At 59.3% G+C, this 24,459-nt stretch carries 17 protein-coding genes and 1 tRNA gene; 10 read left to right on the top strand and 8 right to left on the bottom strand.

Annotation, left to right across the window (positions count from 1 at the left end; genetic code table 11):
* Positions 1–153: 153 nt before the first annotated feature.
* Positions 154–1,434, top strand: a complete 1,281-nt coding sequence (locus tag BLW21_RS06640) for a M43 family zinc metalloprotease (protein ID WP_092738660.1) — start codon at positions 154–156, stop codon at positions 1,432–1,434.
* 235 nt (positions 1,435–1,669) lie between these two features.
* Entirely contained in the window at positions 1,670–3,406 is a 1,737-nt protein-coding gene (locus BLW21_RS06635; RefSeq protein ID WP_092738659.1) for a GEVED domain-containing protein, read from the top strand.
* A 108-nt stretch (positions 3,407–3,514) separates the two neighbouring features.
* On the opposite strand, the gene BLW21_RS06630 is transcribed toward BLW21_RS06635, so the two are convergent.
* On the bottom strand, positions 3,515–5,677 hold the full coding sequence (locus tag BLW21_RS06630) for a T9SS type A sorting domain-containing protein (protein ID WP_092738658.1): 2,163 nt from the start codon (positions 5,675–5,677) through the stop codon (positions 3,515–3,517).
* A gap of 305 nt (positions 5,678–5,982) precedes the next feature.
* Here BLW21_RS06630 and BLW21_RS06625 point away from each other — a divergent pair, with 305 nt between their 5' ends.
* Both BLW21_RS06625 and ppk1 read left to right on the top strand, forming a co-directional pair.
* Positions 5,983–6,474, top strand: coding sequence for a SixA phosphatase family protein (locus BLW21_RS06625; RefSeq protein WP_092738657.1), 492 nt, complete (start codon positions 5,983–5,985; stop codon positions 6,472–6,474).
* A gap of 107 nt (positions 6,475–6,581) precedes the next feature.
* On the top strand, positions 6,582–8,702 hold the full coding sequence (gene ppk1, locus BLW21_RS06620; protein WP_092738656.1) for a polyphosphate kinase 1: 2,121 nt from the start codon (positions 6,582–6,584) through the stop codon (positions 8,700–8,702).
* Between the two features lie 82 nt (positions 8,703–8,784).
* Here the strand turns inward: ppk1 and BLW21_RS06615 are convergent, their stop codons facing one another.
* From BLW21_RS06615 to BLW21_RS06605, 3 genes are all read right to left on the bottom strand, one after another.
* The gene (locus BLW21_RS06615; RefSeq protein ID WP_092738655.1) at positions 8,785–9,210 is read right to left on the bottom strand and encodes a hypothetical protein; all 426 of its coding nucleotides are present in this window, start codon (positions 9,208–9,210) and stop codon (positions 8,785–8,787) included.
* A 268-nt stretch (positions 9,211–9,478) separates the two neighbouring features.
* Positions 9,479–10,615: a DUF6268 family outer membrane beta-barrel protein gene (locus BLW21_RS06610; RefSeq protein ID WP_092738654.1), complete on the bottom strand. Its 1,137-nt coding sequence runs from the start codon at positions 10,613–10,615 to the stop codon at positions 9,479–9,481.
* Positions 10,616–10,821: 206 nt separating this feature from the next.
* Positions 10,822–14,724: a metallophosphoesterase gene (locus tag BLW21_RS06605; RefSeq protein WP_245711828.1), complete on the bottom strand. Its 3,903-nt coding sequence runs from the start codon at positions 14,722–14,724 to the stop codon at positions 10,822–10,824.
* A gap of 244 nt (positions 14,725–14,968) precedes the next feature.
* Between BLW21_RS06605 and BLW21_RS06600 the strand changes: the two genes are divergently transcribed.
* Positions 14,969–16,210 (top strand): Pycsar system effector family protein, encoded by a 1,242-nt coding sequence (locus BLW21_RS06600; RefSeq protein ID WP_092738653.1) that lies wholly within the window; start codon positions 14,969–14,971, stop codon positions 16,208–16,210.
* Positions 16,211–16,295: 85 nt separating this feature from the next.
* Here the strand turns inward: BLW21_RS06600 and BLW21_RS06595 are convergent, their stop codons facing one another.
* Positions 16,296–17,483, bottom strand: coding sequence for a DUF2652 domain-containing protein (locus BLW21_RS06595; RefSeq protein WP_175470880.1), 1,188 nt, complete (start codon positions 17,481–17,483; stop codon positions 16,296–16,298).
* A 97-nt stretch (positions 17,484–17,580) separates the two neighbouring features.
* On the opposite strand from BLW21_RS06595, the gene BLW21_RS06590 reads away from it, so the two are divergent.
* Positions 17,581–17,652, top strand: a tRNA-Arg gene (locus BLW21_RS06590).
* A gap of 122 nt (positions 17,653–17,774) precedes the next feature.
* On the opposite strand, the gene BLW21_RS21065 is transcribed toward BLW21_RS06590, so the two are convergent.
* The gene (locus tag BLW21_RS21065) at positions 17,775–18,161 is read right to left on the bottom strand and encodes a hypothetical protein (RefSeq protein ID WP_139255109.1); all 387 of its coding nucleotides are present in this window, start codon (positions 18,159–18,161) and stop codon (positions 17,775–17,777) included.
* 35 nt (positions 18,162–18,196) lie between these two features.
* Positions 18,197–18,898, bottom strand: a complete 702-nt coding sequence (locus tag BLW21_RS06585; RefSeq protein ID WP_092738651.1) for a response regulator — start codon at positions 18,896–18,898, stop codon at positions 18,197–18,199.
* Positions 18,899–19,001: 103 nt separating this feature from the next.
* On the opposite strand from BLW21_RS06585, the gene BLW21_RS06580 reads away from it, so the two are divergent.
* Complete coding sequence (locus BLW21_RS06580) at positions 19,002–20,492, top strand: nicotinate phosphoribosyltransferase (RefSeq protein WP_092738650.1); 1,491 nt, start codon at positions 19,002–19,004, stop codon at positions 20,490–20,492.
* A 407-nt stretch (positions 20,493–20,899) separates the two neighbouring features.
* The gene (locus tag BLW21_RS06570; RefSeq protein ID WP_092738648.1) at positions 20,900–21,439 is read left to right on the top strand and encodes a fasciclin domain-containing protein; all 540 of its coding nucleotides are present in this window, start codon (positions 20,900–20,902) and stop codon (positions 21,437–21,439) included.
* A 107-nt stretch (positions 21,440–21,546) separates the two neighbouring features.
* Here the strand turns inward: BLW21_RS06570 and BLW21_RS06565 are convergent, their stop codons facing one another.
* Positions 21,547–22,197, bottom strand: a complete 651-nt coding sequence (locus tag BLW21_RS06565; RefSeq protein ID WP_092738647.1) for a hypothetical protein — start codon at positions 22,195–22,197, stop codon at positions 21,547–21,549.
* Positions 22,198–22,563: 366 nt separating this feature from the next.
* On the opposite strand from BLW21_RS06565, the gene BLW21_RS21810 reads away from it, so the two are divergent.
* Both BLW21_RS21810 and BLW21_RS21060 read left to right on the top strand, forming a co-directional pair.
* Entirely contained in the window at positions 22,564–23,526 is a 963-nt protein-coding gene (locus BLW21_RS21810) for an alpha-ketoglutarate-dependent dioxygenase AlkB family protein (RefSeq protein ID WP_245711827.1), read from the top strand.
* Between the two features lie 9 nt (positions 23,527–23,535).
* Complete coding sequence (locus BLW21_RS21060; protein ID WP_139255108.1) at positions 23,536–24,453, top strand: hypothetical protein; 918 nt, start codon at positions 23,536–23,538, stop codon at positions 24,451–24,453.
* Positions 24,454–24,459: the final 6 nt, after the last annotated feature.

Genomic DNA, 24,459 nt, shown 5'->3' with positions numbered 1-24,459 from the left:
GCGGATTTTTGTTGCCAGGTACATGAGGCTCGTTGGAATAAAAAGGTGCTTTTACTGAAATATTTGTTGTTTAGGTGGTTTAATATTGATAAATAAATAATTTAACCCATCTTGAAGGAGTAAAAATGATTTTCTCATCCGTAGCACTCCTTTATGAAAAGAACTTTCTACTCATTTGCGCTTGGCCTTTCCAGCCTGACGGCGCTTTCAGCTTCGGCCCAGTCAATCAACATCAGCCGGCTGTCGGAAAAAGTCGATCTACCCTCGCATGATCGGGGTTGCGCCACCATGGAAGTATTCGACCGCCAGCTGGCCGAGGACCCGCAGATGGCCCGGCGCGTGGCCGAAATTGAGGCCCGCACCAGTCGCTTCGTGGCCAACCCAATGGCCAACCGCGCCGCTGCTACAGGTCCGGTTACCATTCCGGTGGTCGTGCACGTGCTGTATAACAACGCGGCCGAAAACGTGTCCGACGCGCAAGTGCAGGCCCAGATCGACGTGCTCAACCAGGACTTTGCCAAAACCAACGCCGACGCCGGGCTGATTCCGGCCGCGTTTGCCGGTGCTGCTGCCAGCACCAATGTTCGCTTTGCCCTTGCCCAGCGCGACCCCAGCGGCCGGGCTACCAACGGCATCATCCACAAATCGACGCGGGTGAAGTCGTGGAGCACCAACGACGCCATGAAGCAGTCGAAGCGCGGCGGCGATGATGCCTGGGATACCTCCCAGTACCTCAACATCTGGGTCTGCGACCTGGGCAATGGCCTGCTGGGCTACGCGCAGTTCCCCGGCGGCTCGGCCAGCACCGACGGCGTCGTGATTCTGTACTCCTCGCTGCCCGGCGGTTCGGCGGCGCCCTACAACAAGGGCCGTACCGCCACCCACGAGGTGGGCCACTGGCTGAACCTGCGCCACATCTGGGGCGACGCCAGCTGCGGCAACGACCTGGTGAGCGACACGCCCACCCAGCAGACCAGCAACTACGGCTGCCCCACGTTCCCGAAAGTAACCTGCTCCAATGGCCCGAACGGCGACATGTTCATGAACTACATGGACTACACCGACGACGCCTGCATGTACATGTTCTCCAATGGCCAGTCGTCGCGCATGGATGCGCTGTTTGCCAGCGGCGGGGCCCGCGCCTCGCTGCTGAACTCGACTGGTGGCACGACGCCGCTGACGGCCACTATGGCCGTCGAAACGCTGACCGTATTCCCGAACCCAACCACCGGCCAGCTCTCCATTCGCACCGGCCTCGACACGCCCGCTGCCGGCTGGCAGCTGAAGGTGTATGACCTACGCGGCCTCGAAATGCCCCAGGCCCGCTCAACGGCCGCCGGCAGCCTCGATGTGTCGGCCCTGCCCACCGGCCTCTACCACCTGATGATGACCAACGGCAAATCGGTGCAGCACCAGAGCTTCCGCAAGGAGTAGATGCGGCTTACCTAAAACACAAAACCCGCCCCGGCCTGCCGGGGCGGGTTTTGTGTTTTAGGGGGAAGCTCCGAAATGTGCCTACCAGGGAATAGAGGATATTTATTGATTTTTTATCAAAAATAAGCAAGTATTTGGTTATTATTTTGATAGATTGACATTCAAACGCGCTGTTTCCACAACCAAACACCTTTCTTGTTTTCTTTCGATTCTTTTCCCAACCTACCCGTCCTCTATGAAAAAGAACCTGTACGCAATGTTGCTGGGCCTGCTGGGCCTGAGTACCGCGCCGGCAGCCTGGGCCCAACAGGAGCCGCTGCCCACTAAGCGCGACTGCGCTACCATGGAGGTACTGGAGCGCCAGCTCGCCGCCGACCCGACGCTGGCCCTGCGCCTGCGGGGTATCGAAGCCCAGACCGAGGCATTTCTCGATAACCCCGTGGCGTACCGGGCCACGGGCACGCTCACCATCCCGGTGGTGGTGCACGTGCTGTATAACACGGCCTCCCAAAACGTTTCCGACGCTCAGATTGCCTCGCAGCTGGCGGTGCTGAACGAGGATTTCAACAAGCTTAATGCCGACGTAAGCAAAGTGCCCTCGGCGTTTGCCTCGCGGGCTGCCGACGTGGGCATTGAGTTTGTGCTGGCCAAGCGCGACCCCAGCGGCAACGCCACCACCGGCATCGAGCGTAAGCAGACGTCGGTTACCAGCTGGTCGAGCGATGACCGGATCAAGAGTACGTCTACCGGCGGGCTCAACGCCTGGCCGGCGGGCCAGTACCTCAACCTGTGGGTTGGCAAGCTCGGGGGTGGGCTGCTGGGCTACGCGCAGTTCCCCGGCGGTCCGGCCAGCACCGACGGCGTCGTGATTACCACCACGGGCTTCGGCCGCGGCGGCTCGTCGGGGGCGCCCTTCAACCTGGGCCGCACCACCACCCACGAGGTGGGCCACTGGCTGAACCTGCGCCACATCTGGGGCGACGCCAACTGCGGCAACGACCTGGTGAGCGATACGCCCACCCAGCAAACCAGCAACGGCGGCTGCCCTTCTTTTCCGAAAGTAACCTGCTCCAACGGCCCCAACGGCGACATGTTCATGAACTACATGGACTACACCGACGACGCCTGCATGTACATGTTCTCCAGTGGCCAGTCGTCGCGGATGAACGCGCTGTTTGCCAGCGGCGGGTCGCGGGCTTCGTTGCTTACCTCGAACGGCGGTACGGCGCCCGGTGGCAGTGGTACCCCACCACCGCCACCGCCCACCACTGTTTCGTACTGCGCCAGCAAGGGCAGCAACGTGAGCTACGAGTGGATTGATCTGGTGAAGCTGGGCAGCATCAACCGCGCCTCGGGGGCCGATGGCGGCTACTACAACGGTACGGCCCTGAGCACTACTATAGCGGCTGGTTCGTCGCAGACTATCAACATTTCGACCGGCTTTGCCTCGTCGGCCTACACCGAAAACTGGCGCGTGTACATCGACTACAACCAGGACGGTGATTTCTCGGACGCCGGCGAAACGGTGGTATCGGGCTCCTCTTCGAGCAGCGGTACCCTGTCGGCTACCTTCACCGTACCCACTTCGGCCCGAACCGGCAGCACCCGCATGCGGGTAACCATGAGCGACAACGCCGCCACCACCAGCTGCGGTAACTTCAGCTACGGCGAAACCGAGGACTATACCGTCAACATCAGCGGCGGCAGCGGCGCACGTTTGCTGGCTACGGCCGAGCAGGCGGGCTACCGCGTGTACCCCAACCCGGCCACCGATGTGCTCAACATCGAAATTCCGAGCACTGTTGATGCCCGCGCCGTATTGGTAAGCGTGTACGACATGCGCGGGGCCGAAGTGAAAACGGCCCGCTTTGAAGGCAGCATGCTCCACATCGAGAACCTGGCCAAGGGCATCTACCTGCTCCGCATCTCCGACGGGCAGCAGGTGTCGCACCAGCGCTTCGTGAAACAGTAGGCGTATTCGTTCTGCGCTCAGGCAATCAAAAGCCCCCTTCCCGATCCGGGAAGGGGGCTTTTGATTGCTTGGCTGTGAGGCTGCAGCCAGCAGTGCGCCGGCAACGCGTTATTTCACGAAGCGCTGAATGAAGGAGCCGCGGCTGGTTTGTACCTGCAAAATGTAGCTCCGGCCTTCCGGTAGCTGGGCGGTGGGCACTTCCAGCTCCGGCCGGCTGCTGCCCGGTTGCTGCTGCTGCCACATCAGGCGGCCGGTATTGTCCAGTACCCGTAGCGTAAAGGCCCCGGTTAGCGGCTCGGCCAGGCGCACGAATAGCGTACCAACCACCGGGTTCGGATAGGCTTCGGTGATGAGCGGCCGGCCTGTGGCCTTCACAGTGCGCACTCCGCTGTAAGCTGTCGTGCCATCGGTATCTACCTGACGCAGGCGGTAATACAGCACGGGTGCGTTGGTGGGAGCTGTCCGGTCGAGCAGCGCGTAGGCACTGGTGGTACTGCTGCTACCCTGGGCATCTACCCGGCCAACAGGCCCGAATTGCCGACCATCGAGGCTGCGCTCTACCTCGAAGTAGGCGCTGCTGACTTCCGTGGCCGTTTCCCACTGCAGGCGTACGGCCCCGGTTTCGGTGCGGGCCTCAAACTTGGTCAGGGTTACGGGGAGTACTACCGGCGGCACCACGGCGGCGCAGGCATTGGCCGGATCATATACAATATCAACGGCCTGCCCGCGGGCCAGCAGCCCCACGGCGTAGGTGTTCACCAGCACGCCGTCGCCCCCGGTGGGCGGCCCGCTTTGGTTGCCAGGAACGCCCCAGCGGTGGCCGTTAGCCTGGTCGCTGGTACCATTCGGGTTGTAGGCGGGCGAGGAGAAACCCGTTGCCAGATTGGTGTCATCCCAGTACACAAAATCGGGGGCCAGCAGCCCGCCCGGCCGGATGGAACGCACGGTGATACCGGCAAAATTCGCCGATTCGCAGTCGTAGAGGGGGAAGTTGACCGGACCCACGCCGCTGGAAAAGGAAATATTGATCAGCGTAGACGTAATCATAGTCCCGTTGTCTGACTTGCCGTCCCAGGTGAAGGTGTTATTTCCTATAACCGTCGTGCCCTCCAGAATCCGGTCAGTGGACGCCTGGTATAGGTCGTCGCGGTTGCCATCAATGAAAACCACGCCGAAGCCTGCCTGATCGACGTTGAGGGTGAAGGTGGTTATTTTAGTAATGGGGTCGCAGGTAGTGGTTACGGTTGGCCGGGTGGGTAGTACGGTGCTTGGGTACACGCTCGGGTCGGGGTCGTTAACAAACTGCTTGTACTGGGCGTAGCCCACGTTGGCATTGATGCTCCGGCGGCGTTGCTGAAACGTAGTGCGACCAGTGGCCTGTGTTGAGCCAAACTCGTTGGCCAGCAGTATCACCCCGAATGGGGTCATGCGGGAGTAGCTTACCCGCTTAACAAAGAACGACTCGTTGGCCGCATATCCGCCAACCGCATTGGGGTTGGGGATGAGCGGGTACAGGCCGAAGCTGGTGGAGAACTGCGCATCGAAAGCACCGCCCGTAAACGACCAGGTCTGGGCAAACAACCGCCCGGGTTTCTCGCCCGTGGCGTCGCGCACGGTAAAGTCCCAGACGTCGTACCACGATTTAAGCTGATTGTTGGCTGGAAACGCAACATTAGTGCCGTCAACCTCCATAAATTCCACCCAGTAATCCCGTTCTGGCGAATTGCTGGGGGCGTCGTAGGTCAATGGGTTATATCCCCCGGAGGGGCCCGTGGCCCCAGCCTGGTAGCGCGGGCCAACCGCCGCCTCTGCCGGCGTATTGATGAGGCCGACCTGATTAGCGGCTAGGTTTACCTGCCCCTGCGTACTGGCGGCCAGCTGATTCAGGTAGCTGGTTTTTGCAATCTGTATTGCGCCGGTATTGTCCAGATACTTTAGCTGTAGCCGTAGCCGTCGGTTATCATTACCATTGGAGCGAACCCGCCTCACACCGAAGTACAAGGTTTCGGATGGCTTCATATGGATGTACAGGCGCTCGGTGGCAGCACTGTTTTCCTTGAGAAACAGATTGGAGTTGGCGCCGTCGTTGTGCTGCAAAAACCCAACCCGGTCGTTGGGGCCGGTAACCGGGGCCGCGGGGCTGGCCGTGCCGGGCGTCAGGTTTTTGGAGCCTTCGGCTCTCACGGAGGTCAGGCCGGTGAAGCCGCAGCCCAGTAATAGCAGCCCCGTTCGCAAAGCGGAGCGGAGGTAAGCGGAGAAGAAGTGTTTCATGGATGCAGGGGAAAACAGAAGCTGGAGTAGAATGCTGGTAAGCCACTATAAATTAAGACCTTATTTTGGCTTGCAACTGCAATAATACAGTTGTTTGTTCATATTATACAAACATTGATAAAGCCTGCCTCCCGCAATCAGGCAGCCGGTGTACAGATGACCTTGGTGCAGGCATCGGTGCCTGCCGATGTTCATCCAACTGGCTGTGGTATTCGGGTTTGTGGTAGTTTGTGGGAGCAGGCCAGGGCATAACCTTTTGCGCCGGCCGTAGTAAAGAGGCCTGCTACCCTAACTGCCCCGCTTCTATGAAAACGCTTTACCTGATGCGCCACGCCAAATCGAGCTGGAGCTTCGATATGCTCAACGACCAGGAGCGCCCGCTCAACGGCCGGGGCCGCGACGAAGCCCCGCTTATGGGCCAGGCCCTGGCCGAGCGCAGCGTCAGGCTCGATTTGCTGGTGTCGTCGCCGGCGGTACGGGCCCTGAGCACGGCCGCGCTGGTGGCTGACGCGCTCAGCCTGCCGCCCGAAAAGCTGCAGGTAATTGACGCTATTTACGAGGCCGAGGTAACCGATTTGCTGGCCATCGTGCAGGGCCTGCCCGATACGGCCGCCGACGTGCTGCTGGTGGGCCACAACAACACGCTCACCGATTTTGCCAACCTGCTTTCGCCCAGCAGCATTCCTTCCATGCCCACGTCGTCCATCGTCTGCCTCAAATTCAGCGTGGAGCACTGGGCCGATGTCGACCGCGCCAAGTCGGAGTACTACTTCTTCGACAAGCCCAAAAATTATTAAGCGAGTAGCTGACAGCTGCCGTTCACCCAATCCAATCAAGCCAGTGCTACCAGCCGTCGGCCCCCAAAGCCAACCGCCGGCAGCTACCAGCCAACAGCTCAAAAAGCATGTCCGATACCGTCGCGCCCCGATTACTGAACCGGGAAACCAGCTGGCTCACCTTCAACCGCCGGGTGCTGCAGGAGGCGCAGGACCCCGCCGTACCGCTGCTGGAGCGGCTGAAGTTTCTGGCCATTTTCAGCAGCAACCTCGATGAGTATTTCAAGGTGCGGGTGGCTACGCTGCGCCGGCTGGTTAAGCTCAAGAAAAAAACCCGTGCCAAGCTGGCCGAAGACCCCGCCGAGCAATTGCACGAGCTGCTGGCCGAGGTAGGCCGCCAGCAGCAGGCATTCGGCGACACCTTCCGCAACCATATTCTGCCCGAGCTGGGCCGCGAGCACATCCACCTGATTTCGGAGCAGCAGCTGACGGGGGAGCAGCGTGCCTGGGTGCAGAAGTACTTCGAGGAGCAGGTGCGCGACCTGCTTTCGCCCATTATCCTCGATGAGAACCTGCACCACCTGTTCCTGCGCGACCAGAGCGTGTACCTCACCTTCTACCTGACCGGGCCGCACAACGCCGAAAAGCACGACGAGGAGCGCGTAATGGTAATGGAGTTGCCCACCAAGCGCCACGGCAGCCGCTTCGTGCGCCTGCCCGACGTGGGCGACGAGCACTACGTAATGTTCCTCGACGACATCATTCGCTGTTGTGCGGCCCAGCTGTTTCCTAACTACAACCAGGTGCAGGTGCACGCGCTCAAGCTCTCGCGCGATGCCGAGCTTGATATTGATGAGGAAGTATCGGATAACCTGCTGGCTAAAATCAAGAGCAGCCTGCAGAAGCGCGCCACCGGCTTTCCGGCCCGCCTGCTCTACGACCCGGCCATGCCCGAACTGGTATTGCAGGCCATTGGCCAGAAAACCGGCATCGGCCAGGAAGAGTTGGTAGAAGGTAGCCGCTACCATAACTTCCGCGACTTTTTCGGCTTTCCTGATTTCGGCCTGCCGCACCTGCAGTACGCGCCCATGCCGCCGCTGCCGCACCCCACGCTGCCGCGCACCGGCTCGCTGCTGGCCGCTATGGCCCGCCGCGACCACCTGCTGCACCCGCCCTACCAGTCGTTCGACTACGTAACGCGCCTGCTCAACGAGGCGGCCCGCGACCCGCAGGTCAGCGACATCAGCATTACGCTCTACCGCGTGGGCAGCAAGAGCGCCGTGGCCAAAGCGCTGCTGAAGGCGGCCAAAAATGGCAAGCAGGTAACGGTTGTGGTCGAGCTGAAGGCCCGCTTCGATGAGGAGAGCAACATGTTCTGGGCCGAAAAGCTGCAGAAAGCCGGCGCCAACGTTATCTATGGTATTCCCGGCCTGAAGGTGCACAGCAAGCTGCTGCTCATTACGCGGGCCGAAGAAGGCCACAACCGCCTTTACGCCTACCTGAGCACCGGCAACTTCAACGAAGTAACCAGCCAGATATATGCCGACTATGGCCTGTTTACGGCTCACCCCGAGCTCACCCGCGAGGTGGCCGAGGTGTTCAGCTACTTCCACGACCACCTCGACAAAACCGGCCGTTTCCAGCACCTGTTGGTGGCACCCTTCGAGCTGCGCCAGCAGCTTACGGCCCTCGTCGACCACGAAATTGCGCTGGCCAAGAAAGGCAAGGAGGCCTACATCATTCTCAAGCTGAACGCTTTGCAGGATGAGCGCATGATTGGGAAGCTCTATGAGGCCTCCGAGGCAGGTGTACGGGTTGAGTTGCTGGTGCGCGGTATTTCGTGCGTGCTGCCCGGCCTGCCCGGCCAGAGTTCCAACATTCAGCAGCGCGGCATCGTCGACCGTTTTCTGGAGCACGCCCGCGTGTACGTGTTTGGTAATGGGGGCGAGGAGAAAATGTACGTGGCCTCGGCCGACTGGATGAACCGTAACCTCGACCGGCGGGTGGAAGTAGCGTTTCCTGTTCTGATGCCCGAACTGCGCAACGAGCTGCACGACCTGCTCAATTTCCAACGCCAGGACAGCGTGAAATCGCGCGATTGGCAGAACAACTTTGTAGGGCCCACCGAGGAAGCTGCTGCCGCCGAGGGCGAAGTGCGGGCGCAGTTTGAAACCTACGCCTACCTCGCAGCCCTGGCCCCCCGGCCCCGCAAGCGGCCGGCCCAAGCCAGCAGGAAGGCCGGTAAATAAGCCGATAGGTAAACCAGCCTAAAGCCAGCCCAGGCCGGAAACATGCTTCTCATGAGAAGCATGTTTCCGGCCTGGGCTGGCTTTAGGCTGGTTGAGCGGCCTGCATTTCGCGCAGCCACTGCTCGGCATGAGCGAGGGTGTCGAAAACCTGAATTTCCAGGTCGGCCGGTAGGTGGGCGTAGTGCATCGCGGCAGTTTCGCCGGCCAGCTCGTCGGGCTGGGGCACGTGGGCTACGTAGCGCAGGCCCAGGGCCGCCGCCCGCGGCAGCCACACCCGCTCCAGCCATTCCATCGAGTCGAACCAGGGGCCGCGCAGGCCGCTGTTGTCGTTGAGCAGGTAGGGGCAGTGCAGCCGTTGCTCTATCTCGAGCAGGCGGCTAACGCCGGCGTAGGCCTCGGCTGCATCAACATAGCCCAGCCACACGGCCCGTAGCCAGCCGGGCAGCTGATCGTAGTAGACAGTGCAGCTGCTGCCATCAGTTAAATCAATCTTGTGGGAAATTTCCATAGGTGCGTGAAAAAGGGCGTAGGGGGCTTTAAACGTAGCTTCCTGGGGGGCAGGTTGCTACGGTGGCGCTCCAAAAGTGGGCCGGGTCTTTCCAGAAGTGAACCGACTCCGGCTTGCCGCTCAGTAACGCCCGCCTGCGCTGACTTCGATGCTATTGCCTACGCCCCGACGGCAACGCCCCGGCAGGCCGCCCCGGTGCGTACCAGGAGTCGACCCGCCGGGGCGAGGGTAGTCGGTAGTGCGGACCCGCGCCGGTTGGGCTGGGGGGCTATTTGGCGAGCCTGTTGAGCAGCTTGCGCGGGGGTACCAGAAATAGTTCCACGCTCACGTAGGGGGCTCCGCCCAGCGTGTTATCCACGGCCTGGGTACGGCCGCCACCTAAAATGTTGAACAGGCTGCGGCGGTAGTTGTCCTCGTTGAACGCGCTAAAGCCCGCATTGTAGCGGTAGCCGCCTTCGACGCCAAACCAGAGGAAATCGTAAATCTCGCGCTCGGCCCGTAGCCGGAACTTCAGCTCCCGCTGCCGCACAATAAGGGTGCGCAACTCGCCCAGCGGCTCGCGCAGCTTGATATTATAGTTCGAGCCATCGACGGTGTAGCCTCCGAACAGCAGGGTTTTAGGATCGAGGTTGCGCCGTAGCGTAACGCGGGCCGGGAACAGCGACTCGACACCCCAGCGGGAGTTGAAGGTACGGTTGTAAAGAATGACGGGGTAAAGGCTTTGCCGCCCGAAGGTGTAGCTCAGCTGCGCCCCCACCCCCCAGGAATAGTAGGGGCTACGCTTCCAGCCATAGATAAACTCGCCCGACGTCCGCAGGTAGTCGCTCACGTTGAGCTCCGAGGAAGTATAGTCGCCGTTGAGCTCGGCCTTTACCCGGGCCAGATACCAATGCACCTCATCGACGGGCCGGATAACGGCCAGCTGCGTGCCAATAACTTTAAGGCCCTTATCCTCCAGGTCGCGGTAGAAAACCGATTTGTTGGGATCGGCGAACTGGAACTCCTCCCGATCATAGTTAAGGCCCAGAATTACCTTCAGGTGCGGGTTATTGAGAAGCGGGGCGTAGGCTTTGATGAAGGCCCGGCGGTTTTTAGTCACCGTGTTCTCCGTGCGCTCCTTTGGCTCGCGGTCGTTGATTTGGGAGGTGATGCTGAAGTTCGACAGGGCCTCAATGTGGGCCACTACGCCCTTGCTCGGTCCCATGCCAATCACCGAGGGCACGGCAAACTCCTGGGCCTGGCCCACCTGGTTGGCGGCCAGCGTGTCGGTGGCCAGCGGGGCGGGCGGCGGATACACGGGCGGCGTGCGGGGCGTTACCTGGGCCTGCGCTGCGCTACCGGCCAGTACGGCAGCAGCGCTCAGGTAATAAAACAAACGGCGGCTGCGGAGGTAGAAAAAGGGCATACAGGGAGAGGGCTTAACGGCTGTTTAGGGCCTTAACGGTCCAGGTCGCGAAAAGGATGGAGCTACACCGCAATCGGCCGGAAAAAAGCGGTGTTCGAGGGCATAAAAGAAGGGCCTCACCCCGCAGAAGCGCTGATAAAAGCGAGTCGTGCAAACGGGGTAAGGCCCTTCGTAGCCGCTGGTAACGGCTAAGGCAATGTGCGGAGCTAGAACAGGAAGTCGAAGCCCACGAACACCAGCTTTTCCTCGCCTACCGAGTATGTCGCGTTGATGACGGCCTGCTTGAGCACGTCAATCCAGATGCCGCCGCCGTAGGCTGTGTGCAGGGCTTTAAGGCCCGTTTTCACGTCGTAGGGCGAGTACACCCGGGCGGCATCGGCCAAGCCTAGGATGCCGAACTTGCCCGGTAGCAGGTAGGCGTTGAACTCGAAGAGCTGCACGCGCACTTCGCCGTTGGCAAACACCGACGAGCGGCCGGCGTAGCGGGTGCGGCGGTAGCCGCGCAGGTTGGTGGTGCCGCCCAGCGTGTTGGCCTGGTAGAAACGGTAGTCTCCCAGGTTGCGGGTGGCCCCGATGCGGCCGGCCCAGGTGAGCTGGAACGGGAAGTTGGGCGAAAGGTAGAACCGGGCCTCGGTGGCCAGACGGCCGTAGCTGAGCTTCTCGCCGCCGAGCTGGCGGTTGTACTCGGCCGAGTTGTAGATGCGCAGACCAATGCGCGGGTTTTTAGGCGACGAGGCTACATCGAGGTTGAGGTAGGTTTTGCCCCCCACGTAGCGGTTGAGGCCGAAATCGGAGGCGCGGATGCCCACGGCGGCCCCACTTACGCCTTGGTTGTTGACGAGGCCGTCGTCGATTCTGCTGCCGATTGGGTTGCGCTCGACCCGGAACTGGTCGTACTGCGCTCCGAAACCGAATTTGAGAAAGCTGAAGACTTCCTTTTCCAGCATCGGGTTCACGTACAGCCGCGAGAAGCGGATGCGGTAGGTGTCGTTGATGTCGCGGTTGCGGGTGCCGTCGTCGTCGGCGAGGGTGTTCTCGGTGTCGTTGCCCAGGCCGAAGTAGTTGTAAAGCAGTTGCGGACCGTAGAGCTGGGCATTCACGCGTAGGTCGAGCTTGCCGAGCACATCGACAAAGTGGCCCAGGTAGCGCACGTTGTATGCCTTCTGCGAGGGCGAGTAGTTGGCCGCCAGGCTCTGCTCGGTGGCGTAGGGCTCCTTGCGAAAGCCGTAGGTGCGGTACACCACGCCGCCGCCCAGAAACAGCCGGTCATCAACGTTGTAACCGAAATACAGCGTGGGGCCAAAGTAGTTGAGCGTGTAGTCCTTGCGGTCGGCGCGCGAGTGCACGTCGTAACGGCTCACGTCGAGGCCGGGCTGCAGGCGCAGGCGGGCGTCGGGGCCGGCTACAATCACGTTGCCCGAGTCGGCATCGAAAACCTGCAGGCGGTGGGCCAGCCCGCGCACGTTCGAGCGGTCTACAATCGAGTCGCGCTCGGTGCCGCCGATGATGCGGATGAGCGGACCCTTCTTCACGTCGCCAGTCAACTCATACTGGTCTTCGCCGGCAAAGCCGTAGAGGCGCAGCTCCTTGGTTTCCTGGTTGTCGAAGGTGCGGTCGAAAAGCATTTTGGTCAGCTTGCCCTCCTTGTTGATCTTCTGGACCGTAACGTGGGTTTTGCCGGGCAGACGCTCTACTACAAACCGCTCGCGCTTCTTCGAACCCTTCACTTCCGCCACCTTGTTCAGCATACCCGAATAATCGGCCGCTACCTCCGGCAGCAGGTCGCGGCGGCTTTTCAACTTGGCCACAATCTCGGGGCCGTGCAGCGCGTAAATGTCGGCCGGGAAGCCGCCCTTGATGGCCTCCTCAATCACCTTATCGGTGAGGGCGGCCTTCATTTCTCCGGCCTGCTTCACCCACTCCTCGCGAGATACTTCGGCCAGGTACACGCGGTCGTTGCTGAGGGCCGTCAGGTTCAGGCCCTTCCAGTCGGCGTAGTCGTAGCCGAAGTTCTGGAAGTTGCGGATGGCCCACTTGCGCGAGGCCAGGTAGGGCAGTAGCCCGTCGCCCTTAAAGAAGGCAATGTCGCGGTCTTCGGGCACGGCCGTGAAAATCCGGTCGCCGTCCTTCTGCTTCTTCTCGGCCCAGCGCCATTGGTCTTCGTGCCGGTCCCAGTCGCCCACCCACATATCAAACAGGCGCGAGCGGGCAAAGGCCACTTGGTTCACGCGGTTGTCGTTGTCGTCGGTGATGCGCTCAAATACCTTATCGGTGCCCACCAGATTTTCGGCAAATCCCAGGCTTGCCACGTTGCTCTGGTCGTCTTTGGCATCTTCTTCAAGCGTGCCCGTAATGTTGCCGAAGCGGGGCAGGTACTGGCCCAGCAGCGGATCTTGCGGGACGTAGCGCAATTCGGGGTTGGTGTGCAGAATGCCGGCCGCCGTACCCAGCTTGGGTAGAGCCACGGCAGCGTAGGGGTGCTGGGCCGAAATCTGATCCTGTAGCACGTCGGCGGCCGCGCCGCTACGCAGGGCGGCCGGCAGCACCGCGGCCGGGTCCTTGTCAATGCCGCGGAAGCTAAACAGGCGGCCTTCCTCGTTGCGCAGCTTCAGCGAAGTCGTCTGCTTGCCGCCGCCCACTTTATAGGGCGTCAGGCCGCCCTTTTCGGTGGCCAAATCGAGCACCGGAAACGTAACAGGCGTGGCCCATTCCTTCCGGTAGTGCTCGCCAAACAGAAACTTATGGAACTTGCCGCGGTCGGCGTAGGCTGGGTTAACGGCCACCGTGATGGTTGAGTCGCGGAAATCGGGGCGGTTGAGGGGCAGGCCATTGGCCGGGCTATCGGCCGTGGCTACCTCGGCTTGCTGGGCGTACATGGGCGTGCGGAACACGAGGCGGCCGGTCTCGCCGGTGCCTTCGGGCACGTAGTATTCCACCCATACCTCGCCATTGTTGTAATAATTGACGCGGGAAAAGCCTTTCTCCTTGTCGGAGAACAGGGCGTCGCCGCCCGAGCCCGGCTTTACGTGCTGGGTTTTGCAGCCCGAGCCACTGACGATGTGGTTGAGGTTGCCTTCCTTGAAATACTGCAGGTTGTGCTCGTGGCCGGCCGCGTACACAATGTTGGGGTACTTCTCGAAAATATCCGTCAGGCCCTTCTTATACGCCTGGTAAAGCGGGTGCGGAATATCCTGGCTTACGCCGCCATATTTGCGGGCAAACGGGTAGATGGAGCCGATGACGGGCAGCGGCAGGTAAGCATATTTGAAAACGATGGAGAGCGGGAAAATATGGTCGCCGAGCGTGAAGTAGCCGCCGTGGATGCCGTCGGAGTACAGCGGATGGTGGGCTACGACCACAATGTTTTTGCCGGCGTTGCGCTGAATAATGTCTTCGAGGCGAGTGAAGAAGTCGGTTTCGTTGGCCACGCCGCAGTTACTGTTACCACCGGCCGGCCGGTCGCCGGCGGGTTGCAGAAACCACTGCGAGTTGATGGCAATCATCACCAAGTCATCCTGCAGGCGAATTTCTACCGGACCAGGGCAAGCGTCGCGGGGCAGGAAAAAGTCGCCGGTGTAGGGGAAGGCGGCCGAATCGGAGCGTAGATAGTCTTCCACAAATTGCTGCTCGCGGTTTACCTGGGCCACGCTGCCGCGCTGGCCCTGTTTCCAGTCGTGGTTGCCGGGTATCATGTACTTCTCGCCCGAGTAGTCGCGCAGGGTTTTAAGCTGATCGACCATGCGCCGTTCCGACTCCTTGCGGTCGAAAGTGCCTTCGGGCGGCAGGCCGTACTCGTAGATGTTGTCGCCCAGAAAAACCGTGGAGCTTTTGGCCCCGGCCGCCAGAATCTGCTTGCGCATATAATTGAGCGAAGGCTCGCCCCCTTCGGCCTCAGAGGCGGGCTTGCCCACGTCGCCAATCAGAAACATCGAATAGCGGATCTGGGAGGTGTCGGGCGGGGTTTTCGACTCCCAGTTGACACCCGCCCCGCGGTAGTTGGGGCGCTCGGGGTGGGCCGTCTGAGTCGTGACTTTTGTCTGGGCCACGACTGGGGAAACGCCGCCGAGCAGGGCCAGCAGCAGCGCCAGCAGCAGATAATATCGATTCATGTGGTAGAAAAGGGGGTACGAAGTCGGGGTGTGGGCAGAGCGAGGCCGGCCGCAGTGTATAGAACAAAAAAGACCGTAAACTTACCCAAGACAACGCATAAACGCCACCTGGGCCGGGCCGGTGTGCTGCCCTACGCAATTCGTGGAAACACGGTTGGGCCCGCCCCGCCAACTTCCCGTCCCCGAATAGCGTTGTAAGCCCCACTGGCCCCCGCTTATTCTTTCGTGCCCCTGCTCTTCCCCAATGGAAACCGCTCTTACCCCATCCCCGGCCAAGGCCGAAATTATCAAGAATGCCAAGGCCTACGTATTGGCGTTGCTCGAAGAAAAGCTGCCCGGCAAGCTCGTTTACCATTCGCCGAAGCATACCACCCAGGTAGTAAAGGAAGCCAAAGCCCTGGGCGAGGCCGCCGGCCTGGAGGCCCCCGACCTGGAGGCGCTGCTGCTGGCGGCCTGGTTTCATGATGTGGGCTATATCGACGTGTACGACGGCCACGAGTTCCGGAGCGCCGAGCTGGCTGGCGAGTGGCTGACCGGCCAGCAGTATCCGGCCGAGCGCGTTGCGTTGGTGCAGAGCCTTATTAAGGCCACGCACCGTGAGGCCGAGCGCCGCACGCCGCTGGAGAAACTGCTCGTGGATGCCGACATGAGCGGCATGGGCCGCGAAGACTTCTTCGCTAATGGCGAACTGCTGCGGGCCGAGTGGGAGGCTGCCCTGGGGCGCACGTTCAGCAACACCGACTGGGCCGAAAGCCAGCTCGATTTCCTGACCAACGCCCGCTTCTACTCATCTGAAGCCAAAAAGCGCTACGAGGAGCAGTTCAAGGAGAACATCAAGGACCAGCGGAAGGCACTCAAGAAAACTGAGAAGAAGCGCAAAAAGAAGGAGGAAGAAGCCGAAGGTACCTTCGCCGAGCCTAAGCGGGGCATTGAAACGATGTTCCGGACCATGTACAGCAACCACATGAAGCTCTCGGACATGGCCGACAAAAAGGCGAGCATGATGATTTCGCTCAATGCCGTGCTCATGTCGCTCATCATCACATATTTCGGCGCCAAGCTGGGGAGCAAAACGGCCGCCCTTTCCGATATGGCCGTTATTCGTAACCCCATTATTGCCGTGCCCATGGGCATTCTGCTGGCTACGGCGCTGGGCTCGGTCATTACGGCCATCCTGTGCGCTCAGCCCGACGTGACAAGCTTCAAGTGGCTCAAGCGCAGCCCCCAGATTGCCACCAACCGCCGTGTGAACCTGCTGTTCTTCGGCAACTTCAGCAAGCTTAGCCTCGACGATTTCCAGGACGGCATGCACGAGTTGATGAAGAATGGCGAATCGGTGTATACCAACATGGTCACCGACGTGTACTACCTCGGCGATGTGCTCACGCGGAAGTACCGCCTGCTGCGCCTGAGCTACACCATCTTCATGGTGGGCCTGATTCTGACGGCACTATCATTCGGCATTGCCCTGCTGTATAAAATGTAGGGGCAAGCGCTCAAGTAAAAGGGAAGAAGCAAACAGGCAACGCCGTCGAACGTCCTCACCGGGCTCGTTCGACGGCGTTGCCTGTTTACTTTTCCCCTTTGACTTCCACCCCCGCCACCAGCCGGGCCAGCCCCTGCAACGACTGGCCCAGGAAACGGTGCAGGCGGCGCAGCTGGCCGAAGCGGATAATGCGTGAGCTGCTGGCGACGTGGCCGTAGCGAAGCTCCAGCGTGAGCAGGCAGGAGCACTCGGCCGTGGGTTCGAGGTGAAAAAACAGCAGGGCGTTGGGAAAGAGGCGGAAGTGCGAAATCTTCTCGACGTACGTGTAGCGGCCTTCCTCGTCGCGCAGCACCTGCACGGTCTGGAAATCAATCTGGCCATTAAGTACATCTACCTTGTAGCTCGTGCCCAGCCGGCCGGCCTTGCTTACATCGAAGTAGCTGGCCGTGGCGCCGGCCAGCCAGCAGTGGCGCAGGCGCAGGGCACTCACTACCCGCAACGCATACTCGGCCGGAATGGGCAGCGGCCGGTGCACCTTCAGGCGGCCGCTGCGGCCGGGTAGGGGCTTGTCGGTGGCCGTGGAGTCGGGCAGCGAGGGCGCGTTCAGCAGCAGCCGCAGCGGCGAGAGGTAGGCATAGTGGTAGGGCGTATGGCCCAGGTAGTCGTAGTGAGTGGAGCCGGGCAGCAGGCGCGTCCAGGCAAAGGCGCGGGCCAGTTCGGCCGGCGGCTGGGTGCGGGTGTAGCCCTCGGTCAGCAGCACGTACTCGGCACCGGAAATGCTGTTTTTCAGCAACCGGTGCACCACAATCACGTCGTGGCCCATCAGCTTGGTATACTCCCGGATGCGGGCCACGCTCACGCGGCCGTAGTGCACCACAATTTTAAGCGTGAGCACCATTTCGCGCAGGGCGGCGGCCAGCTCCGAGTCGGTGTCCTGCTCGACCAGCAGCAGGTAGTTCTGAAAATCGAGGTAGATGCGGCGGCACTGCTGTACCAGGGCCTGGGCCGACGGTGGCGGGCCCAGCCGGTAGAACAGCACGGCGTCGCCCTGAATCTCGTTTACTTCGAGCCCCAAGGTGTTGGACTCGATGAGGATTTCGAGCAGATCGGCCACCAGAAACGGGGCCTGCGGGCTGCCCGACTGCTCGATGAAGCGCGTGAAGCCGCTGATATCCGGAATCAGCAGCAGCGCCGGCTGCTGCCCATCGAAAGCCGAGGTGGCCACGGTACCAATCTGCCGCCTGCGGGCCCGTAAATCTTCCAGTACGCCCATAAAAGTTGGAAAAAGGCACCTACAACGCCTACGGCCGAAGATACGCGCCATTTGGCCCGCCTGCGCTTTCAGCGTACCTTTGGGGTCTAAAGCAACCGGCTGCGTAGTTTAATGGATAAAACGAGCGTTTCCTAAACGCTTGATATGGGTTCGATTCCCGTCGCGGCTACAATAAACCGTGTTTGCAGTTTGCAGGCACGGTTTTTTTATTTGTTTTTGTTGGAAGGAGTTACCAGTTGGGGCGTAGGGAACTCCATGCATAGCGGTACTACTGCCCGCATACCGGGTCGCCTAGCCTGAAGGCACGGGCAACTCCGAGCGGGGCCGGAGGTAGAGCAGCGCTAGTGCTCCAGATAGCAGCAGTGTTTCCAGCACCCAAGCGGCGGCACGTAATGGCGGGCTCGGCAGTTGCGGCAGTGTAAATCCGTTGTCGACGAGATGATTAAATACCGCGGCTCCCACTACCATAAGCAGAACAGTACGGGCCCCATTGTCTCCCCGCCGAACAACGTAGGCAATGAGTAAATAAAATCCGAAAGCGGTTACCCAACCTACCCAACTCAGCACGCTGGTGGGCAGCGGCCTGAACATCAGAAAGCTGATAATAGAAAGTGAAGCTGCGGCAAAAAGCAGGTTGCCAGCCAGCACTGCGGGTTTGTGAGGAGTGGACGTAAGCATAAGGTAATTGGCGATGCTATAGTGAGTGGGACTTCTCACCCAATCAACCCCGTGCTCATGGCGTAGCGGATGAGGGCGGCCGTGTTTTTGGTCTGGGTTTTCTCGATGATGTTCTGGCGGTGGGTTTCGATGGTGCGCTTGCTGGTGAAGAGCTTGTCGGCAATTTCCTGGTTGGTGAGGCCCTCGGCAATAAGCTGCAACACCTCCCGCTCGCGGCCTGACAGCTCGGGCTGGCCCGTTACCGGTGCGGCGGCCGGTACGGGCCAGCCGTTGCGGGGCTGGTAGACCAACGCGGCCAGCGGGTCGGGGGCTGGGGTGCGCTCCACCAGGCGGCGCAACAGGCTCAGCCCGATTTCGGTGCACAGAAAGGGCTGGTTGGCGGCTACTGTGCGGATGGCGTGGATGATTTCGGTGCTGTCGGCGTTTTTGAGCACGTAGCCCAGGGCCCCGGCTTCGAGCATGCGGTGCACGTAGTTCTCGTGGTCGAGCATGGAGAGCACCAGCACCCGCACCTGCGGAAACTGCGCCCGTAGCAGCGGCATCACCGCAAAGCCGTCGAGCACGGGCATGTTCACGTCGAGCAGTACCAGGTCGGTGGGGGTGTGGGCCAGCAGCTCCAGCAGGGCCTGGCCGTTGGCGGCCTCCCCCACCACCTGCAGGTCGGCCTCGCGGGCTAGCAAGGCCCGGATGCCGTCGCGCAGAATGGTGTGGTCGTCGGCGAGTAGAATTCGAATCATCAGGTAGCAGCTAGGGCAGGGTACAAGTATAGCACGAAAAGCCCGGCGGGCGGGCCCGAATTGAAATATCTGCGTAAGCTTGCCTGACCAATCGATGCTCTCCATGAACCTAGCTCCCCTTTCGGGCCTCTACGCGCCCTCGCTCAGCCTGCTCACCGACTTGTACCAGGTTACAATGGCCTACGGTTACTGGCAGCAGGGCCTGCAGGACCGCGAAGCCGTGTTCCACCTCTACTTCCGCCGCCCACCATTCAAAGGTGGCTACGCCGTGGCCGCCGGCCTGGCCTACGTGGCCGACTTCCTCGAAAACCTGGCCTTCTCGGAAGACGACCTGACGTATCTGGGCAACCTGCAGGGCGAGAAGGGCACGCCGCTGTTCCCGCCGGAGTTCCTAGACTACCTACGCACGATGGAATTCAGCTGCGATGTGGACGCCATGCCCGAGGGCACGGTGGCCTTCGCCAACGAGCCGCTGATTCGGGTGCAGGGGCCGCTGCTGCAGGCCCAGCTCATCGAAACGGCCCTGCTCACGCTCGTCAACTTCCAGACCCTGATTGCCACCAAGGCCGCCCGCATCCGCGAGGCCGCCGGCACCGATACGGTGCTGGAGTTCGGGTTGCGCCGGGCCCAGGGCACCGACGGCGGCCTTTCGGCCAGCCGCGCCGCGTATCTGGGCGGGGTAGATGCCACCAGCAACGTGCTGGCCGGGCAGCGCTTCGGAATTCCGGTGAAGGGCACCCACGCCCACAGCTGGGTGATGGCCTTCGAGGATGAGGAAACGGCCTTCACCGCCTACGCCCGCGCCTTCCCCGACGACTCGGTATTTCTGGTGGACACCTACGACACGCTGGAGGGCGTACGCAAAGCCATTAAGGTGGCCCGCGCCATGCGGGCCGAAGGGCACGAGCTGGGCGGCATCCGCCTCGACTCGGGCGACTTGGCCTACCTGAGCCGCGAGGCCCGCGAACTGCTCAACGAGGCCGGCTTCCCCAACGTGCGCATCGTGGCCAGCAACGACCTGGAGGAAAACCTGATTACCAGCCTCAAGTCGCAGGGCGCGAAAATCGACACCTGGGGCATCGGCACGCAACTGGTAACGGCCTACGACCAGCCGGCGCTGGGGGGCGTGTACAAGCTGGCGGCCCTGCGCAAGCCTGACGACTCGGGCTGGGATTTCACCATTAAGCTGAGCGAGCAGCTGGCCAAAACCAGCACCCCCGGCATCCTGCAGGTGCGCCGCTACGAAACCGACAAGGGTCAGCCCCGCGCCGACATGCTCTACAACACGGCCACGCCGCTGCCCGAAGGCCCGTTGGTTATCATCGACCCGCTCGATGCCACCCGCCGCCGCTCGGTGCGCGCCGAAACGCCCTCGCGCGAGCTGCTGGAGCCCGTGTTCCGGCGGGGCCGGCTGCTGCAGCCGCTGCCCCCGCTGGCCGAAAGCCGCGCCCGCGCCCACCGCGAAGTGCTGGCCCTCGACCCCAGCATCCGCCGCTTCCTCAACCCCCACACCTACCCCGTGGGCCTCGAAGAAACCCTCTACAACTACCGCAACCACCTGATTCGGGAAAAGCGCGGGCTGGAAGAGGCGTAGGTGAGAGGTAGCAGAACGAAGAAAACCAGCTGTCATCCTGAGCGCAGCGAAGGACCTTATCACGTTTGAGCAGACCCTAATTATGGCCGTTCTAACGTCATAAGGTCCTTCGCTGCGCTCAGGATGACAGCTGGTTTTCTCACTTCTCACTGCGGGCGGCCGTGTTGATGGTTTGGCGGGCCGACTGGTAGGCGGCGTAGAAGGCGGGCTGGGGACGCTGGTAGCGCAGCAGGTATTTATCGATGCGGTGGGGCGGGTGGGCGGCTGGCTGTTGCTGCCGGGGCAGGGTTACTGGTTCATTTACAAGATTTTGGCAATCAGCGACAATCCTGGCTGCCGGCTGTTGAAAACGACTGAGTGCTTTGGCACCCAACCTTTCACCAATCCCCAACTCCTTCCAAACACCTATGAAAAAGCAACCATTGTTCGCTCTCCTGCTGGCTGGGCTATTGTATGTAGGCGGAACCGAAGCGGCTTCGGCCCAAACTATGGCTCCTGCTGCCGCCAAGGCTTCAACCGGCAAAGACCTGGCCGCCAGCGCGGCGCTTTCGCCCAACCACAGCACACTGCTTGCGGCGCTGGGTGCCGCCGGCCTCGCCGATCAGGCCAAGGCTGCCGGCCCCTACACAGTATTCGCTCCCGATAACGCGGCCTTCGACAAGCTGCCCGCCGGTACCGTGAACACGCTGCTGGAGCCCGCCAACAAAAAGAAACTGGCCAACCTGTTGTCTTACCACGTGGTAGCTGGCAACGTGATGGCCGCCGACCTCAAAGACGGCCAGGTAGTGAAAACGGTGCAGGGCGAGTCGCTGACCGTGGGCGTGAAAGGCGGCACTGTGACCCTCACGGATGCCAAAGGCGGCAAGGCCACCGTCACGAAAGCGGATATCAAAACCACCAATGGCGTGGTGCACTCCATCGATACCGTGCTGATGCCCGCCAAATAAGCGCCGGAATCCAGCATAAGAAAGGCCGCCCGGTTCGGGCGGCCTTTTTTTGTGGGCCGGGGGCTGACTCGCGTGGCAGACCAGCAGCTAGAAACTAACTCCCCTCCCTAAACTGCCGACGACTTGGGGGAGCGGGCGGCCGTGTTGATGGTTTGGCGGGCCGACTGGTAGGCCGTGTAGAAGGCGGGCTGGGGGCGCTGGTAGCGCAGCAGGTACTTATCGAGGCGGTTGCGGAGCAGGTTGTTGGCCTGGCGCAGGTCGGTGCTGATTTGCTGCTTGAGGGCCTTGCCGGTGGCCACGGCGGTGCGGGGCGTTGTCAGCTCCTGGCGGAAGGCGTCGAGGGCGGCTTGCAGGTCCTGGAGCTCCTGGGGCGTTACGTTTTGCCGGGCCAGGGGCTGGGCGTGCTCGGTGGCGCGGCGGTGCAGGTTGGCCCCGATGCGCAGCAGGTCGTTGTCGGGTTGGCGCTGGAGCTGCTTTTCGGTGTAGTCGGCGTCGGTGTGCAGGCGGATGTCGTCCTGCTCGTCGGCCAGGGCCAGCAGGGCGGCGGCGACTTCGGCGGCGCGCTGGGCCAGCAGCTGCTTGGTTTGCTTTTTCACGGCGCCGGGCTGGGCGGGCGTCACGGCGTTGCGCTGGCGGTCGGCGGTGGGGTCGAGGGCCGCGACGAGGGCGGCCAGCTCGTCGTGGGCTTTGCCGAGGGCCTGGTTGGTGGCGTAGAGGTCGGCGTGCTGGTCGAGCACGGCCAAGGTGGCTTGCAGCATGGCCAGCTTCGCCCGTTGCTTAGTTTCCTGCTCCGATGCACGTGGTAGGGTCGCCGGCCCGCGTGGCGGCATCGAAAGGCTACTTAGCCGCTTGATTCGGGTATGTTGTTGGTTGATTAGACGGGTTATGTATTCATCTAGCTGAGAGAGAGGGGGTGCAACGGCGTATGGTAGATTTGATGGTTTACATAGTTAGGTGGATTTGCTGTGTTACGAAATGCAAGGGTAGCCCCGTTGCTGCAGCCTGTCATAGGATCCGAACTTGCATGTAGATTAAAACGTTTGCTACCTTTAAAACGGGTTACCTGGTTCGGCCTCTGTGATACCAAGAGGCATTTCAAATTTTCCAACAGTAAGGCCAAACTCATGTCAATCAAACTTGAACACGATAAAAATAAGCAGGCAATGACCTCCTTCTGTATGTCTCGGGCAATCCTAGAAGATTATGCAAAAACTATAGCTAGAATAGAAGGCCGTAATGAAGAGGAGGTCGTGCAGCGTGTACGTGTACGTACTAGAGAGCTCATGAAGGAGCTATCCGATAGTGCCAAGATAGATGAGACTGTTGTCACTGCATCCGAAGGAATTAAGCAAGATTCTAAGATTATAAATGCGCAGGGCAACAATAAAATAAGCCAGTCTAAATCTATGGCGTTAGAAAATGATAGGCATCATAGCAGTATTGTTAAAAATTCTTCCTTGAAGCAGCCTGACCTTTTCGCTAGTCAACCACTTGCATCAAAGAAAGGTAAAAATTTGGATATGACAGACGGAGATGTAATCGTGTTTCCTGATTTTTTCTCTAAAAACCAGAGTGATTTGTATTTTAAAAATTTATTGAATGATATAAAATGGCGGCAAGATAAAATAAAGTTTTATGGCAAGGAAATGCCTTTACCTCGATTAACTGCATGGTATGGGGAAACCGATAAGCCGTATTCTTATTCTGGTATTCCAATGAATCCGGATCCATGGACTCCTGACCTTTTAGCAATAAAAAGCGAATTAGAAAAAATTGCTAATGTTTCTTTCAGCAGTGTTCTGCTTAATCTCTATCGAGATGGAAAGGATAGCGTTTCATGGCACAGCGACGACGAAAAGGAATTAGGTGAAAATGCTACTATCGCTTCAGTCAGCTTTGGAGATACTAGAACTTTTCAATTTAAGCACAAGTATTTAAAAGAACTTCCTAAAGTTGATGTGCCATTGAGCCATGGAAGTGTAGTTATTATGCAGGGAACAACACAACATTATTGGCAACATCAAATTCCCAAAACATCAAGAGATTTGAAGGAGAGAATAAATTTAACTTTTAGGGTAATCAAATAAAAAATCCTCATGTATAAAGGAATATTAGAAGGTATTTTCGAGTCAAATGGCGTTCGTACTGAAGCGGAGAAAATAGCCTACTTGCAAGGACTGAAGCCTGATATGAACAAGCTTTTTGACGCATTCAGAAGCAATGCCATCAAGGTTGATTATGGAAATGAAAATATCCAATCTTGTTATTTAATTAGATATTTTCCTATTTATACCCAGCCTATAATTGATGTAATGAAAAAAATAAAGGAAGGTGGTAGGATGATTCGTATGAGTTCTGCAGATTTAGTTAGATTGGTTTTTATAGGCCCCGGCCCGTGTCCGGAAGTGGTGGGTCTTTTGACTATTATTAATTCATATAAAAAGAATATAAATTATGAAATTTGCTTAATAGATAAATATATAGATAGTTGGGGGTATTCAAGGGCAATTGCTTATGACAAACTGATTCTTGCCATTCCAGATAGTGGGAACATTGCGTTAGAAACTTGTGAAGATGATTTCATGGACGCAAATTTTTATTCAAGACACTTAGATAAATTTGGAAATTCTGATATAGTTGTGTTTCAATTTTGCTTAAACGAAACTCAGCCTAATAGATATCAGGATGTTATCACTAATTTAGCAAAAATAGTTGCTGGTCTTAAAGATGATAGGATGCTAGTTATCATTGAAAGATTAGGATATGATGCCATGGTAAATCTTATAAAAAATCTTGAAAAATATGTGGTTGAAAAAGATATAGCAGAAGTTTTATTTTCTATAGACCATCAAGCATATGAGCCTCAGTATCATGATATAGTAAATGACATTCCAAGTGTCATTACGGATAATTTATTAGATGGTGTAGGATGGTCAAATGCAAATGGCAGAATTCCTTCTAGAAAAGTTTCATACAGATTCTCAGCAATCAAAAAAAAGAAAGCTGTCGAATAAACTATT

Origin of the sequence: Hymenobacter psychrophilus, from assembly GCF_900107135.1 — a bacterium.
Lineage (GTDB): Bacteria > Bacteroidota > Bacteroidia > Cytophagales > Hymenobacteraceae > Hymenobacter > Hymenobacter psychrophilus.
This window is presented reverse-complemented; position numbering and strand designations above follow the sequence as displayed.

Excerpts from the sequence above, each read along its gene's own strand:
- BLW21_RS06640 (WP_092738660.1), top strand. The coding sequence starts at position 154 with ATGAAAAGAACTTTCTACTCATTTGCGCTTGGCCTTTCCAGCCTGACG.
- BLW21_RS06635 (WP_092738659.1), top strand. The coding sequence starts at position 1,670 with ATGAAAAAGAACCTGTACGCAATGTTGCTGGGCCTGCTGGGCCTGAGT.
- BLW21_RS06630 (WP_092738658.1), bottom strand. The coding sequence starts at position 5,677 with ATGAAACACTTCTTCTCCGCTTACCTCCGCTCCGCTTTGCGAACGGGG.
- BLW21_RS06625 (WP_092738657.1), top strand. The coding sequence starts at position 5,983 with ATGAAAACGCTTTACCTGATGCGCCACGCCAAATCGAGCTGGAGCTTC.
- ppk1 (WP_092738656.1), top strand. The coding sequence starts at position 6,582 with ATGTCCGATACCGTCGCGCCCCGATTACTGAACCGGGAAACCAGCTGG.
- BLW21_RS06615 (WP_092738655.1), bottom strand. The coding sequence starts at position 9,210 with ATGGAAATTTCCCACAAGATTGATTTAACTGATGGCAGCAGCTGCACT.
- BLW21_RS06610 (WP_092738654.1), bottom strand. The coding sequence starts at position 10,615 with ATGCCCTTTTTCTACCTCCGCAGCCGCCGTTTGTTTTATTACCTGAGC.
- BLW21_RS06605 (WP_245711828.1), bottom strand. The coding sequence starts at position 14,724 with ATGAATCGATATTATCTGCTGCTGGCGCTGCTGCTGGCCCTGCTCGGC.
- BLW21_RS06600 (WP_092738653.1), top strand. The coding sequence starts at position 14,969 with ATGGAAACCGCTCTTACCCCATCCCCGGCCAAGGCCGAAATTATCAAG.
- BLW21_RS06595 (WP_175470880.1), bottom strand. The coding sequence starts at position 17,483 with ATGGGCGTACTGGAAGATTTACGGGCCCGCAGGCGGCAGATTGGTACC.
- BLW21_RS21065 (WP_139255109.1), bottom strand. The coding sequence starts at position 18,161 with ATGCTTACGTCCACTCCTCACAAACCCGCAGTGCTGGCTGGCAACCTG.
- BLW21_RS06585 (WP_092738651.1), bottom strand. The coding sequence starts at position 18,898 with ATGATTCGAATTCTACTCGCCGACGACCACACCATTCTGCGCGACGGC.
- BLW21_RS06580 (WP_092738650.1), top strand. The coding sequence starts at position 19,002 with ATGAACCTAGCTCCCCTTTCGGGCCTCTACGCGCCCTCGCTCAGCCTG.
- BLW21_RS06570 (WP_092738648.1), top strand. The coding sequence starts at position 20,900 with ATGAAAAAGCAACCATTGTTCGCTCTCCTGCTGGCTGGGCTATTGTAT.
- BLW21_RS06565 (WP_092738647.1), bottom strand. The coding sequence starts at position 22,197 with ATGCTGCAAGCCACCTTGGCCGTGCTCGACCAGCACGCCGACCTCTAC.
- BLW21_RS21810 (WP_245711827.1), top strand. The coding sequence starts at position 22,564 with ATGTCAATCAAACTTGAACACGATAAAAATAAGCAGGCAATGACCTCC.
- BLW21_RS21060 (WP_139255108.1), top strand. The coding sequence starts at position 23,536 with ATGTATAAAGGAATATTAGAAGGTATTTTCGAGTCAAATGGCGTTCGT.